This window comes from Bradyrhizobium symbiodeficiens (assembly GCF_002266465.3).
Taxonomy (GTDB): Bacteria; Pseudomonadota; Alphaproteobacteria; order Rhizobiales; family Xanthobacteraceae; genus Bradyrhizobium; species Bradyrhizobium symbiodeficiens.
Map to the genome: position 1 here is coordinate 3,249,090 of NZ_CP029427.2, position 13,197 is coordinate 3,262,286.

The 13,197-nt window shown below is 64.2% G+C and carries 16 protein-coding genes and 2 pseudogenes; 8 read left to right on the plus strand and 10 right to left on the minus strand.

Features of this window, described 5'->3' with window-relative positions:
• Window positions 1-68: 68 nt before the first annotated feature.
• Window positions 69-495 (minus strand): annotated as a pseudogene (locus CIT39_RS14815) (PIN domain-containing protein).
• Window positions 492-791 carry a hypothetical protein gene (locus CIT39_RS14820; RefSeq protein ID WP_094974590.1) on the minus strand — a complete coding sequence of 100 codons (300 nt, stop codon included), beginning with the start codon at window positions 789-791 and terminating at the stop codon, window positions 492-494. The pseudogene CIT39_RS14815 and the gene CIT39_RS14820 overlap by 4 nt, the downstream one beginning before the upstream one ends.
• 170 nt (window positions 792-961) lie before the next feature.
• Between CIT39_RS14820 and CIT39_RS14825 the strand changes: the two genes are divergently transcribed.
• Complete coding sequence (locus CIT39_RS14825) at window positions 962-2,206, plus strand: serine hydrolase domain-containing protein (protein WP_094974589.1); 1,245 nt, start codon at window positions 962-964, stop codon at window positions 2,204-2,206.
• Window positions 2,207-2,242: 36 nt separating this feature from the next.
• On the opposite strand, the gene CIT39_RS14830 is transcribed toward CIT39_RS14825, so the two are convergent.
• Complete coding sequence (locus tag CIT39_RS14830; protein WP_094974588.1) at window positions 2,243-2,602, minus strand: cupin domain-containing protein; 360 nt, start codon at window positions 2,600-2,602, stop codon at window positions 2,243-2,245.
• A 183-nt stretch (window positions 2,603-2,785) separates the two neighbouring features.
• On the opposite strand from CIT39_RS14830, the gene CIT39_RS14835 reads away from it, so the two are divergent.
• On the plus strand, window positions 2,786-3,448 hold the full coding sequence (locus CIT39_RS14835) for an SRPBCC family protein (protein WP_094974587.1): 663 nt from the start codon (window positions 2,786-2,788) through the stop codon (window positions 3,446-3,448).
• Window positions 3,448-3,810 carry an ArsR/SmtB family transcription factor gene (locus CIT39_RS14840; protein ID WP_094974586.1) on the plus strand — a complete coding sequence of 121 codons (363 nt, stop codon included), beginning with the start codon at window positions 3,448-3,450 and terminating at the stop codon, window positions 3,808-3,810. Before CIT39_RS14835 ends, CIT39_RS14840 begins: the two co-directional genes overlap by 1 nt.
• 60 nt (window positions 3,811-3,870) lie before the next feature.
• On the opposite strand, the gene CIT39_RS14845 is transcribed toward CIT39_RS14840, so the two are convergent.
• The 4 genes from CIT39_RS14845 to CIT39_RS14860 form a co-directional block, all read right to left on the minus strand.
• A complete protein-coding gene (locus CIT39_RS14845; protein WP_094974585.1) occupies window positions 3,871-4,107 on the minus strand; it encodes a thioredoxin family protein in 237 nt (78 codons plus the stop codon).
• Window positions 4,108-4,119: 12 nt separating this feature from the next.
• Complete coding sequence (locus CIT39_RS14850; protein WP_094974584.1) at window positions 4,120-5,166, minus strand: permease; 1,047 nt, start codon at window positions 5,164-5,166, stop codon at window positions 4,120-4,122.
• A 277-nt stretch (window positions 5,167-5,443) separates the two neighbouring features.
• Window positions 5,444-5,944, minus strand: coding sequence for a peptide deformylase (locus CIT39_RS14855; RefSeq protein ID WP_094974583.1), 501 nt, complete (start codon window positions 5,942-5,944; stop codon window positions 5,444-5,446).
• 4 nt (window positions 5,945-5,948) lie between these two features.
• Window positions 5,949-6,881: a LysR family transcriptional regulator gene (locus CIT39_RS14860; protein ID WP_094974582.1), complete on the minus strand. Its 933-nt coding sequence runs from the start codon at window positions 6,879-6,881 to the stop codon at window positions 5,949-5,951.
• Window positions 6,882-7,004: 123 nt separating this feature from the next.
• Here CIT39_RS14860 and CIT39_RS14865 point away from each other — a divergent pair, with 123 nt between their 5' ends.
• The 5 genes and pseudogenes from CIT39_RS14865 to CIT39_RS14885 all read left to right on the plus strand — a co-directional run bounded on the left by CIT39_RS14865 (window position 7,005) and on the right by CIT39_RS14885 (window position 11,408).
• Window positions 7,005-7,556 carry a hypothetical protein gene (locus tag CIT39_RS14865; RefSeq protein ID WP_094974581.1) on the plus strand — a complete coding sequence of 184 codons (552 nt, stop codon included), beginning with the start codon at window positions 7,005-7,007 and terminating at the stop codon, window positions 7,554-7,556.
• Window positions 7,553-8,536, plus strand: coding sequence for an NAD(P)H-quinone oxidoreductase (locus CIT39_RS14870; RefSeq protein ID WP_094974580.1), 984 nt, complete (start codon window positions 7,553-7,555; stop codon window positions 8,534-8,536). The genes CIT39_RS14865 and CIT39_RS14870 overlap by 4 nt, the downstream gene beginning before the upstream one ends.
• Window positions 8,537-8,666: 130 nt before the next feature.
• Window positions 8,667-9,251 (plus strand): TetR/AcrR family transcriptional regulator, encoded by a 585-nt coding sequence (locus tag CIT39_RS14875; protein WP_094974579.1) that lies wholly within the window; start codon window positions 8,667-8,669, stop codon window positions 9,249-9,251.
• A gap of 100 nt (window positions 9,252-9,351) precedes the next feature.
• Window positions 9,352-9,914 (plus strand): annotated as a pseudogene (locus tag CIT39_RS14880) (DUF308 domain-containing protein).
• A 273-nt stretch (window positions 9,915-10,187) separates the two neighbouring features.
• Complete coding sequence (locus CIT39_RS14885) at window positions 10,188-11,408, plus strand: MFS transporter (RefSeq protein WP_094974577.1); 1,221 nt, start codon at window positions 10,188-10,190, stop codon at window positions 11,406-11,408.
• 20 nt (window positions 11,409-11,428) lie between these two features.
• Here CIT39_RS14885 and CIT39_RS14890 read toward each other — a convergent pair whose 3' ends face one another.
• The 3 genes from CIT39_RS14890 to CIT39_RS14900 all read right to left on the minus strand — a co-directional run bounded on the left by CIT39_RS14890 (window position 11,429) and on the right by CIT39_RS14900 (window position 12,964).
• The gene (locus CIT39_RS14890; RefSeq protein ID WP_094974576.1) at window positions 11,429-11,815 is read right to left on the minus strand and encodes an ester cyclase; all 387 of its coding nucleotides are present in this window, start codon (window positions 11,813-11,815) and stop codon (window positions 11,429-11,431) included.
• A 57-nt stretch (window positions 11,816-11,872) separates the two neighbouring features.
• Entirely contained in the window at window positions 11,873-12,745 is an 873-nt protein-coding gene (locus CIT39_RS14895) for a bifunctional helix-turn-helix transcriptional regulator/GNAT family N-acetyltransferase (protein ID WP_094974575.1), read from the minus strand.
• 63 nt (window positions 12,746-12,808) lie between these two features.
• On the minus strand, window positions 12,809-12,964 hold the full coding sequence (locus CIT39_RS14900) for a hypothetical protein (RefSeq protein WP_094974574.1): 156 nt from the start codon (window positions 12,962-12,964) through the stop codon (window positions 12,809-12,811).
• Window positions 12,965-13,197 lie beyond the last annotated feature (233 nt).

A 13,197-nucleotide genomic window follows, 5' to 3' on the forward strand; every position in this document is an offset into this window, starting at 1 on the left:
GTGCTTCCGCGAGTGCTGCACGATTATGGATTTCGCTGCGCTCCACCCATCCTACAACTCGATCCGGCTCATCCGCGCACCGGATTGAAGACCTTGATTCCAACGAAGTCCTTTTCGTTATCCGTCACCACGACACAGTCGTTTTGTGTCGGCGACGGCGGCAATGATCGTGTCGAGCGCGCTTCGCGGCTTGCCCGCCGCTTTGCCTTCGGCCATCAGGCGGGCCCAGACGAGTCCCGCCTGGTCGTCAAAGGGCAGGATGCGGCCGGCAAAAAGCGCCTGCGGTCCTTCAGGCCCGGAGAACCAGACGTCGAGAATGTCGCGTTTCTTGCCGCGCGGCTTTTCCAGAATGCCGCGGCGGATTTCTGCGATGGTCAAGGAGGCGATGAACAAATCCTCATCGCGCTGCATCGACATCCACGACATCAGGGATTCGGATGGCCGCGGCTTGACGACGTTGCTGATGATGTTGGTGTCCAGGAGATAGCGCGTCATAGGTCGACCTTGCGGCCCTTTTCACGAGAGCGAGACAGATCGAGATCGGCGCTCACGAGCGGCGAGCGACGCAATGCGGCGAGGATGCCGCCCGGCCGAGGTGGCTCGCCCGCGATCGACTTGCGCACGGCGGCGCGAAGCTCGGAGGCCTCTGGCGAATCCTCCGACAGGCGCTTGGCGAACGAACGAATAAGATCGCGATCGGCATCCCGGCCGAGCACTTCAAAACGAGCCAAGCCGCGCTTGCCGAGGCGCGATCGATAATTCTGGATGGCGCGCTTCTGCGAATTTCCCATGATGTCCTCGAATATTTCCAGTAATATACCTGGAAATAGCGAATTCTGCAACCGCCGAGGGGAGGGGGCGCACACGTCGTGGTCAGCGCGCAGCACCTCCGCACAAACGCGAGGTGTTCTGTACGTTGTCGCATGATAGGGGATCGAACATTGTCCCGGAGCCATCATTCATGTCCGCCGCGCCCAATGAGCCCGCCGCCTCAACCGACCCCGAAACCCTCGGCTGGATGCGCGGCTTCCCGCCATCGCCCGATCGCCTCATCACCTTCCAGAACGGCTCGTTCCGCAACTTCCCCGAACTCCGCTGGGCCTGGAGCAATATCCGCCAGCTCGTGCCGACGGTGAATGTCTGGCGCGGAGCAGGGCCGGCCTCGCCGCTGCCGCGCGCGGAGCAGGACATCGGCGCGGTCGCGTCGACCACGATGGATGGGCGTCCCATGACCTTCGCAGGCATGCTGGAGGAGACCTACACCGACGGCATCGCCGTGCTGCATCGGGGCAGGCTGATCTACGAGCGCTATTTCGGCGCCTTGAAGCCGCACAAGCCGCATATCGGCATGTCCGTGACGAAGTCGTTCACCGGCGTGCTCGCCGGCATTCTGGTCAGCGAGGGCAAGATCGATCCGCAGGCGTTGGTCACGGATTATGTGCCGGAGTTGAAGGCGAGCGCGTTCGGCGACGCGCGCGTGCACGAGGTCATGGATATGACCACGGGGCTCGCCTACACCGAGGTCTATACCGACAAGAATTCGGATGTGTGGGGCCTGCGGCGCGCCAACGGCATGGCGCCGATCCCGCCGGATTATGACGGCCCGACCAACATCTTCGATTTCCTGATCGCGCAGAAGAAGCAGGGCGATCACGGCAAGGCCTTTGCCTACAAGACCGTCAACACCGACGTGCTCGCGTGGATCTGCCGGCGCGTCAGCGGCCTGACGCTGGCGGAGCTCTTGTCGGAGCGGATCTGGCAACCGATGGGGGCCGAGGAGGACGCGCATTATCACGTCGATCGCATCGGCACCGAAAGCGGCGGCGGCGGGCTCTCCACAACACTGCGCGATCTCGCCCGCTTCGGCGAGACCATGCGCAATCACGGCCGCTTCAACGGCCGCCAGATCGTGCCGTCGCAAGTGGTCGAAGACATCGCGTGCGGAGGTGACCCCGAAAAGTTCAAGCCCGCCGGCTACACCACGCTGCCCGGCGCCTCCTATCGCAATCAATGGTGGGTCAGCCACAACGCGCACGGCGCCTATATGGCGCGCGGCGTCTACGGCCAGGGCATCTACATCGATCCCAACGCCGAGATGGTGATCGCGCGCTACGCCTCGCATCCCATGGCCGGCAACGCCGCCAACGATCCCGTGACGCTGCCGGCCTACATGGCGCTGGCGAAGGCGCTGATGGCGGGCGGGTAGGGCGCGGGCCCGTCGTAGCTCGGATGAGGCCAGCGACTAGCTGGAGCCGTCGCCCGCCTCCTGCCAATGCGGATAGGTGACATAGGCGGTGACGGCACCCTGCTCGTGCGAGCGGATGGTGACCGTCTCGCCCTTCGGCATGTAGACGATCTCGCCGGCACCTGCCGTGACGGTGCTGCCGGCGCTGGTGACAGAGAGCTTTCCTTCCAGCACGAGCATGACGTCGTCGACGCCGAGCTTTTCGTCCAGCTTCTGGTTCGGCGCATAGCGGCCGAAGCCGATGGTGATCGGCCCGCCGTGACGCTGGTCGATCACATTGGCGGCGAAGATGTCGCCGTCCTGTCCAGGCGAGCGTTCGAACGATGCGTCGGAGACGGCAAATTTGCGAACTTTCATGAGTTCCTTCCGTTTTGGCCAGGTCTGGCGGTGTCGGGGACACCGATAGACGCCTGAGCGCGTGTTTGGTTCGCATCGCCGCATTATGCGATTTGCCGCATCGCAGCCTTCTCAATATAAGGATTGACTTATATTAGTAGAAACCGATATTCCTGCGCGAACGAAACGATCGGGAGAAACGCCATGCAGATCGACGTCGCCAGAGTCCTGGGCCTCGTTGCGCGCTCGGTGCGCAATTTCGAGAAGAACGGAAAACCCGCGAGCGCAGTGACATTGACGCGGCTCTACGACACCAGCGTCGACGATCTCTGGGACGCCGTGACCAGCAGGGAACGCATTCCGCGCTGGTTTGCGGCAGTCGAGGGCGACCTCCTGCTCGGCGGACGTTACCAGGTCAAGGGCAATGCCGGCGGCACGATCACGGCCTGCACGCCGCCGACCCATTTTGCAGCGACCTGGGAATTCGGCGGCGCGATCAGCTGGATCGACGTCACGCTGGCGGCCGAACGACAGCAGGCGCGCTTGACGCTCGAGCACACCGCGATCATCGAGGATCATTGGAATCAGTTCGGCCCGGGAGCCGTGGGCGTCGGTTGGGACCTCGCGCTCGCGGGACTGGATCGCTATGTTGCGACGGGGGCATCGGTCGACCATGAGACGGCCGAGGCGTGGATGGGCTCGCCGGAGGGCAAGGACTTCATGACGACCAGCGGCGAGTCCTGGTGCGCTGCGCACGTCGCCAGCGGGGTCGATCCCGACGAGGCGAAGCAGCGCTCCGACCGGACCATCGCGTTCTATCGCGGCGAGATGCCGCCCGATATCGCACATCCCGGCACAGGAAGCTGATGCAAATTTTCGAGGTCCTCGCCGATCCCGTGCGCCGCCGCATCCTCGAGTTGCTGGGCCAAAGCGAAATGGCGTCCGGTGAGGTCGTCGAAATGATCGGGGCCGAGTTCGGGATCACCCAGGCGGCGGTTTCGCAGCACCTCAAGGTGCTGCGCGAGAGCGGCTTTGCCAACGTCCGCGCGGAGGCGCAACGGCGGCTCTATTCGGTCGACGTCGCCGGGCTTCGCGCGGTGGATGCGTGGATCGGTCAGTTCCGGAATTTCTGGGAGCCGAAGTTGGATGCGCTGGCAACCGAGATCGCGCGCGGCAAGCGCGAGCGTCGCAACGCGCCGATCACCAAGCGGGGCGGGAAGAGGGCGTGAGGGCGCGGCGAGATGCGTCGGTGGACTAGCCGACGGCTGCGCGCCGCGCGGTCGCCTATGTCACGCCTGGAGCCAGCGCTGAAGGTCATCCGTCTTGGGCAGGCCACCGGCATGGACGACCTTGCCGTCGATGACGATGCCAGGGGTCGAGATGACGCCGAATTTGGCGATCGCCTCGTAGTCGGTGATCTTCTCGACGGCCACCTCGATGCCGAGCTTCGCCGCCTCGGCCTTGACCATCTCTTCGGTCGTCTTGCAGCGGGCGCAGCCCGGGCCGAGCACCTTGATGTCTTTCATGACGCGATCCTTTCAGGAAAACAGGGCGTTGAAGAGAAATCCGACCGCAAGGATTCCGCAGGCGACGACGGCGACAAACACCGCGATCAGCTTCAGGCTCAGCACCTTGCGCAGGATGATCATTTCGGGAAGCGACAGCGCGATCACCGACATCATGAAGGCAAGGACGGTACCGAGCGCCATGCCTTTGCCCAGCAAGGCCTCGACCACCGGGATGATGCCTGCTGCATTGGAATACATGGGGATGCCGAGGGCGACCGCGGCCGGCACGGACCACCACGCGTCGGCACCCATGATCCACGATAGTAACTCGGCGGGCACGTAGCCGTGGATGAAGGCGCCGGCTGCGATCCCGGCGATGATCCAGTACCAGACTTTGCCGACGATCTCCTTGACGGCATTCCAGCCGGCCTCGAACCGATCGACCCAGCTCGTCTGGTCGGGCTGGAGATCGATATCTCCCGCGCGCACGTCGCGGACCCATTCCTCCAGCCAGCCTTCGAGATGCAGGCGGCCTATGACCCAGCCTGAGACGATGGCAACGGCAAGTCCGAAGGCCAGATAGGTGAGGGCAACGCGCCACCCGACGAGTGCGAACAACAGTCCGAGTGCGACCTCGTTGATCATGGGAGCGGCAATGAGGAAGGAGAAGGTCACGCCCAGCGGAACACCTGCCGAGACGAAACCGACGAACAGCGGCACCGCCGAGCAGGAACAGAACGGCGTGAACACGCCGAGGCCGGCTGCGGCGATGTTACCCAGCCCTTCGCGTTTGCCCGCCAACATCGCGCGCGTGTGCTCCGGTGAAAAGAAGGTTCGCACCACCCCCATGGTAAAGACCACGAGGGCCAGCAGCATCAGCACCTTGGGCGTGTCGTAGAGGAAGAACTCGATCGAGGAGGCGAGCGCGCTGCCCTGGGGGATCGGCATTCGCGCAACCGCCGCTCGCGAAAAATCCTCGAGTTGTCGGTAAATCGCGAACCATGCGACGATCGCGACGGCGATGCCGCCGATCCATGCAACCGGAGAACGCCTGAACCCGAGTGCCTGGGTGGTCATGTCATGCGACTTTGCGGATGATCGAACGTGGCAGTCCGGATGAAGCCAAGCGCGTCGCGCCGCGTCTTGCAGCTCTGGCGACGAGACTCGCTTGTTGCTTGCGCGGGCAAACCATGGAAGTGCTTAGGCGCCGACCGGCACGCGTGCATTGACCTTTGTCAATTCAGCAGGCCCCGATCCGGCCGCGGCGCTCGCGAGGCCGGCGGCGCTGCTTCGACCGGGGAAGTGGGCCGGCGCCCTGGCGGTCGCAACGTCCGGTCCCCGTCGCAGGCAAAGCTTACGCGTTCCGCGCCATCTTCTCGAACTTCTTCACCAGCCGCTCGCGCTTCAGCCGCGATAACCGCTGGATCCAGAACATGCCGTCGAGCTGGTCGATCTCGTGCTGGTGGCATACGGCGCGCAAGGCCTCCGATTCCTCGCTTCGCATGTTGCCGTCGAGATCCTGATAGCTGATCCTCACGCGCGCATGGCGCTGGACTTCGTCGTTGACGCCCGGCATCGAGACGCTGCCCTCGCGCTGGAGGATCATCTCGGGTGATGTCCATTCGATGACCGGATTGACGTAGGTGAGGGGGCCATCCTTGGCGTCGAGCTCGAGCACGACGAGCCGCAAGGGCACACCGATATGCGGCGCGGTGATGCCGATGCCGGGCGCTGCGCGCATGGTGTCGAGCAGGTCCGCCGCGAGCTCGCGCAAGCTGTCGTCGAATGCGGTGACCGGACGGGCCGGCATCGCGAGCCTGCGGTCGGGGTAACGGATGATGGGGCGGATGGTCATGATGTCATTGGCGCCGGAATGATGCCCACACCGGCGGCGACCCGATTGCATCTCGCAACGCGGCAGTCAGAACCGTCAGTTTGGCAGATGGCTGGGCCAGGGCCCGCAACAGATAGACGCCGGCCTTCGCCTCATTCCATCTTTCGCCGTCGAGCGGGATTCGTGTCAATGAACCGGCGCGGACATCCGTCCCGACGACCCAGTCTGCCAGCAATGCGATGCCGACGCCGGCAAGTGCCGCGAGCCGCATCGCTTCGAAGTCGTCGCATCGAAACACGGCTTGCGGCCCGGACGCTGCGCCCGCGGGGTGACCCAGCACGTCCGTCCAGCCCAGCAGGTCGGCGCCGTGCAATTTGTCGATCAGCCGATGGCCGGTGAGGTCTTTCGCTTCGGTCGGCATGCCGTGCTGATCGAGATAGGCGGGCGTGGCGACCAGGAGTCTGTTCTGCGATGCCAGCTTGGTCGCGATGAGGGTGCTGTCGGCGAGTTCGCCGATCCGGATCACGGCATCAAGCCGTTCCAGCACGGGATCTGCGAGCCGCTCGGTGAGATCGAGCTCGACCGTGAGGCCGGGATGATCCCGCATGACCGCTTCCAGGGTGGGGATCACGTAGCGCTTGCCAAAAGTCGGAAAGCAGGCGAGGCGAAGAACGCCGGCGATCGCACCATCGAAAGCGGCGATCTCGGCGTGCGTGTCGGCGAGGTCTTCGAGCAGCCGCTGCGCGCGTTCGAATAGCCGTTCTCCGGCATCGGTCATCGCGAGCGCGCGGGTCGAGCGCACCAGCAGGGGCACCCCGACACTGTGCTCGAGCGCGTCGATCTGCCTGACGATGGCCGATGGCGTCACACCGCGATGACGCGCGGCGCTGGAGAAACTGCCGCCGCGAACCACGTCGACGTAGATGGCCAGATGTTCCGCAAAACGCGGGTCTTTCATCTTTGCGCCTTCCGCAAAAGGGTTTCGAGCTCAACCTTCATTATCACCACCCCTCAAAAGCCGTATCTCCTCCCTCGAAGGCGAGCCTTACCGGCCCAAGCCATTGAATCAAAGGAGATTATCATGAAGGCGCTCGATCGCATCCTGTCGCAATCGGCCTATACCGCGGTCATCGACGTGCCGCTCGACCGAGTGGACATCGCCGAATGGCTGTTCACGCTCTCCGAAGCCGAATATCTGCGTTGCTGCCCGCCTGATCACATTGCGGCCGGCGTCAGCACCACAGACGACGGACGTCGCATGATGATCAACGTCGAGCAGATCGGCACCGGGCTGGTCATCCAGCACTACGTCGCGGAAGAGGCCGGCAAGACCTATTGCCGCATGAATTCGATCTCGGACGTGTTTACGACGAATGGCCGGACCCAGGTCAACGTGATCTGGGAGCTGAAGGCCGAGACCATCGACGAAGGGCACACACGCTATACGAACAGCGTCACGGCGCACCCGACCGATGTCTTCATGGCATTCCTGGACAAGCACGGCATTTCCTTCGAAGACGCCGCCAATTCGCGCCAGGCGGCCGGAAGCGACCACAATCGCCGCGAGACGCCGTTGTTCGCCGCCAGCATCGCGCGGCGGGCCAAGGCCCATACGAAGGAGCAGGCGAAATGAAAGGCGTCGTCTTTGACAGCTTCGGTCCGGCGGAGGTTCTTCGCCTGGCCGAGGTGCCGAGGCCGGAGGTTCGCCCCCAGGACCTGCTGTTGCGTGTGATGGCGGCAGGGGTCAACCGTGCGGATATTCTGCAACGAAACGGCGCTTACGGCAGCCAGAGCTTCGGCGAGAGCAATCTGCTCGGCCTCGAGCTCGCTGGTGAAGTCGTTGGCGTCGGCAGCGAAGTCGACGACGTCTCGATCGGGGAACGCATGATGGCGATCGTGGGGGGAGGAGCTTATGCGGAGTTCGCCCGGGTCGACCGTCGCATGGCAGTCAGGCTTCCTGGCAATGTCTCTTTCGTCGAGGGCGCGGCGATCATGGAATCGTTCGTCACGGCGGTCGAAGCGGTCTCGCATCTCGCACGCGTCGCGCATGGTCAAACCGTGCTCGTTCACGGCGCCGCGGGCGGCGTGGGCTCCGCCTGCGTGCAGGTCGCCCGTGCGCTGGGCGCTACGGTCTACGCAACGGCGAACGCGTCGCGGTTGGCGGACGTCGGCAAGATTGGCGCCGCCGCTGTGATCGACTACCGGGCTGATGATTTCGAGAGCGCCGTCGCGCGGCTCACGGATCATCGTGGCGTTGACGCCGTCATCGATTTCGTCGGCGGCGACTACCTGCCGCGCAACCTTCGCAGCCTTCGGCCCGGCGGCACGCTGGTCCAGGTCGGCATCTTGAGCGGCCAACAAGTCGCCTCGATTCCGCTCAACCTGCTGCTGCACAACCATTTGCGGTTGGTCGGCACCGTCATGAAATCTCGCAGCCTGGATGAAAAGCGAGCGATGGTTCGTCGCTTCTCCGAAGATTTCCTGCCGCTGCTGGTGTCGGGCACGCTGAAGCCGCTGGTCGATCAGGTATTTCCGCTGGAACATGCAGTCGATGCCCATCGCAGCGTAGAGCGCGGTGGAGGTTTCGGAAAAGTTGTCCTGGCGGTGGATTGATGGCGACGGCGTGGAGACCAGCAGGCGCGCGCAAAATCACCCCGATATGCGCGCGGCCGCTCCTGCCGCTCACGGATGGTTGAAGCACCGGCGCTTGACTGCCTACCAACTGGAAGGTAGCTAATCCTGCATGTCCAACGTTTCCTCGACCGCCGACGACATCCTGGCCTGCGCGCGCACGTTGATCATCGCGGGCGGCTATAACGGCTTCAGCTATGCCGACATCGCTGACGTCGTCGGCATCCGCAAGCCGAGCATTCATCACCATTTCGCCAGCAAGGTCGACCTGGTCCGCACGCTCGTGTCGCGATATCGCGAGGAAGCCCGAGCGGGGCTGGCGGCCATGGAACGCAACGTCCCGGACCCCGGCGAGCAGCTCAAGAGCTATGTCGCGTATTGGGAAACCTGCATCAAAGACGCGACGGCTCCGTTCTGCGTTTGCGCGCTGTTGGCCAGCGAGCTCCCGATCCTGCCCGAGGAGGTCGCGCTCGAGGTCCGGGCCCACTTCCGCTCGCTGGCGTCGTGGCTGACATCCGTGATGGAGCGCGGCAAGCGGCAGGGGCAGCTCCATCTCTCCGGCTCGGCTAGGGTCGAGGCTGAAGGATTCATGGCGACCGTCCACGGCGCGATGCTGTCGGCGCGGGCCTACGGCGATCCAAAGATGTTCGGGATCATCACCCGGCCGCTGCTGGATCGGCTTTCCGCCAGGCACTGACGCCACCGGCACCGCTGCAATCGATCCGAATGGCGAGGCAATATCGCTTCGCCAATCTACCAACTAGTAGGTAAGGAGAAGCGAAATGAGAGATATCGAGATGGCTTCGGATGTGTCCGACCGCGCGCAATGGCTGAAGCAATACTATTTCCTTCGCGCTGCGTTTTCCGTTGCCTGGGTCATTGCCGCCTTTACGGTCGCACCGTCGTCTGCAACGATCGCGGCAACGTTGCTCGTCGCCTATCCGGCCTGGGACGCCGCGGCCAATTATCTCGACGCGTTCTGTAGCGGCGGCTTGAACCAGAACCGTACCCAGGCCCTGAACGTGGTGGTCAGCCTGGTGACCACCATCGCGGTCATCCTGGCCTTGCAGGTAAGCATGAACTGGGTGCTCGGAATCTTCGGTATGTGGGCGATCCTTGCCGGATTGCTTCAACTCGGCACGGCGGTCCGCCGCTGGCGCAGCTACGGCGCGCAATGGGCCATGGTGCTCAGCGGTGGCCAGTCGGCTTTGGCAGGCGGCTTCTTCATCTTTCAAGCCACGATGCCTGCAATCCGTCGATCGCGAACGTCGCGGGCTATGCTGCGGTCGGCGCGCTGTACTTCCTGGTGTCTGCAGTCTGGCTCACCGTCAGCACGTGGCGCCGTGGCGCGGCCATGTGATCTTTGATCGCGGACGTCGCGCAAGCGAAGGCGATTGGCGGATAGGGCCCTGATGTTTTGCCCGACGCGTCAAACCACAGCGAGCGATTGCGAGCTGCGGGCGGCTCATTTCGCCGCCCGCTAAGTCCTTGATCCCGCAGGGGCCGTCTACTGTGCATGGGGTTGTTTTCGCGTTTTTTGTTTGGCGACACCTGCAAAAACGTGGGCGACGCTGTCGGCCGGTGCAGTTCCCATTCGTCTTCCCATCAGACAAGATCATCACGGGAGACAAAGATGACCTCATCCACCTATCGCTGGGTGATCGTCGCCGCCGGCGGGCTGCTCGGCTGCGTCGCGATCGGCGGCATGTTTTCGCTGCCGGTGTTCCTGCAGCCGATCGCCAGGGACACCGGCTGGTCGGTGACCGGCATCTCCAGCGCGATGACGATCGGCTTTCTGGCAATGGCCTGCACCAGCATGGTCTGGGGCACGCTGTCCGACCGGTTCGGGCCGCTGCCGGTGGTGCTGACGGGATCGACGGTGCTGACGCTCAGCCTGTTCGCGGCGAGCCATGCGACCTCCCTGATCGTGTTCCAGTTCGTGTTCGGCCTTCTGACCGGCGCCTCATGCGCTGCGATCTTCGCGCCGATGATGGCGACCGTGACCGGCTGGTTCGATACCCATCGCAGCCTTGCCGTGTCGCTGGTGTCCGCCGGCATGGGCGTGGCGCCGATGACGATGGCGCCGCTCGCGGCCTGGCTCGTCTCGAACCATGACTGGCGCACCTCGATGCAGATCGTGGCTCTGGTGGTCGGCGCCATCATGATCCCGGTCTCGTTCCTGGTGCGCCGTCCGCCGGCGCTCGCGCAGGCCGTGGCCGCACCGATGGGAGAGGGGGCCGGGCAGGATGAGATGTCGAGAAGCGAGGCGCTGCGCTCGCCGCAATTCCTCATCCTGCTCGCGACCAACTTCTTCTGCTGCGCCACCCATTCCGGCCCGATCATCCACACCGTCAGCTATGCCGTGAGCTGCGGCATTCCGCTGGTCGCGGCGGTGACGATCTACAGCATCGAGGGGTTTGCCGGTCTCGGCGGGCGCATCGCCTTCGGCCTGATGGGCGACCGTTTCGGGGCCAAGCGCGTGCTGGTCTCGGGGCTGCTGCTCCAGGCGTTCGGCGCGCTCGCCTACGTCTTCGCCCATCAGCTTGCGACCTTCTACGCCGTCGGCGCCGTGTTCGGCTTCATCTATGCCGGCACCATGCCGCTCTACGCCGTGCTGATCCGCGAAAACTTTCCGCTCAAGATGATGGGCACAGTGATCGGCGGCACCGCGATGGCCGGCAGCCTCGGCATGGCGACGGGCCCGCTCGCCGGCGGCCTGATCTATGACGCCTTCTCCAGCTACGCTTGGCTCTACATCGCTTCCTGGGCGATGGGCCTCGGTGCCTTCCTGATGGCGATGAATTTCAGGCCGTTCGCGAAGCAGCAAGGGCAGGTGGCACCGGCGGCCGCGTGATGTTGCATCGAGGCGCGGCGTCAGAGCTGCGCCTCAATCGCGGTTTTGTCGATCACCGACCAGACCTGCCGGATCTTTCCGTCTTGTAACGCGTAGAATACATTCTCGCAGAACGAGACGCGCCGGCCATTGACGGGAAGTCCAAGGAACGTCCCAACCGGCGCACAATCGAACTGCAGCCGCGCCGCGATATGGGGCGGATCCGAGAGCGGCAGCGCGATGACAAAGCGCAGGTCCGGAATCTCGCGAAAGTCCCGTTCCAGCATCGCGCGATAGCCGGAGAGACCCAGCGGCCGGCCGTTGTGAATGACATCATCATGCACGAACCGGCCGAGCGACGGCCAGTCCTGCCGGTTCAGGCAGGCGATGTAGGCGCGGTAGAGGTCGGCGAGATCGTCCCTGGACATATCGAAGCTCCTTGCGGCTTCGATTTTAACGCGCTGACATCGCGAGCCGGTTCCCGCTCAGAGGCGTTTTTCGAAGAACAGATCCGGATACGGATCGTCATTGAAGCGCGGGATCTCGCGCCAGCCCGTGCTGCGGTAGAGCTGACCGGCCTCGGGCAACGCGCTGTTGGTGTCGAGCCGCAGCAGCGTGATGCCGAGCTCGCGCGCGGCGCTTTCGGCAGCATCCATCAGGCGCCGGCCGAGCCGCAATCCGCGCGCGGCGGGCGCAACCCACAGACGCTTGATTTCGGCGTAGCCGTGATCGGTGCCCTTCAGGCCGACACAGCCGATTGGCAGCGTGTCCGAGATCGCGACGATGAACGTGCCGCGCGGCCGGCGCATATCCTTGGCGTCAGGGTCGCGCGACAGCGAGACGTCGAAGCCCTGCTTGAAGCGGCGGCCGAGCTCGGCATAGTACTCGCCGAGGCAGTAGCGGGCTTCCTCGCTCTGCGGGTCCGCTTCGTCCAACGTGACGCGCTCGCGCGTCAGCGCCGAGGCAATCAAGTCCATCGCCGCCAGCAGCGCCTCGCGCTGCGAATGCCCTGCAATGAAGCTCTCGGCCTGTTTGTTTGACAGCGCTTCATAGGCCGCGAACTCGCGCCTGCCCGTGCGCGTCAGCTTCGCCACCCGGCGCCTTGCATCGCCGTCGTGCGCGACAGTCTCGACCAACCCTTCGTCCTCGAGGCCGCGCAACAGCCGGCTCATCAGCCCGGAATCGAGGCCGAGATAGTCGCGGATCTCCGCCACGTCCGGGCGCCCGTGGCCGATCGCATTCAGCACGCGTGCGGCGCCCAGCGGCCGGCCGCGTCCCAGGAACGAGGTGTCGAGCGCGCCGACGGCGGAGGTCACGGCACGGTTGAAGCGGCGGACGCGAGAGACGGGATCCAGCATGATGCCTGACTTTAGTCAGGCAACATGCCCTGGTCAACGGCAGCGGGCTGAGTGATCGCCGATCTAGTTGCAGATCGCTCGCGGAATCATCCAGGTCGCAAAAGTCTGCCACAGTCCGTCCTCGCGACGGCGCTGGTACGCGACGAAGTCGGCGCCATCGCTATGGACGAGTTCGTAGCGATGTGCTTTGGCTGAAGCGGTGGTGTTGGACTTGCTCATGAAACACTCCATCTCGAATGGGCTTTGCGGCTGAATTAGGTGCGGTGCAGCAAAAGTCCAATGGGAGGATAGTGATCATCCCATCACGTTCCGGAGAGCGCTCGGTGCGGCCCTGGTGTCGTCTGGTTAGCCCGAAGCTGCCGTTTGGATCGCGGGCTTTTTGCCTTGGCGAGGCTGCGAGGGAGGGGGGCAGTTCGTCGCGTCGTTGCAGGCTACAACCCCTTGCGTTGCGA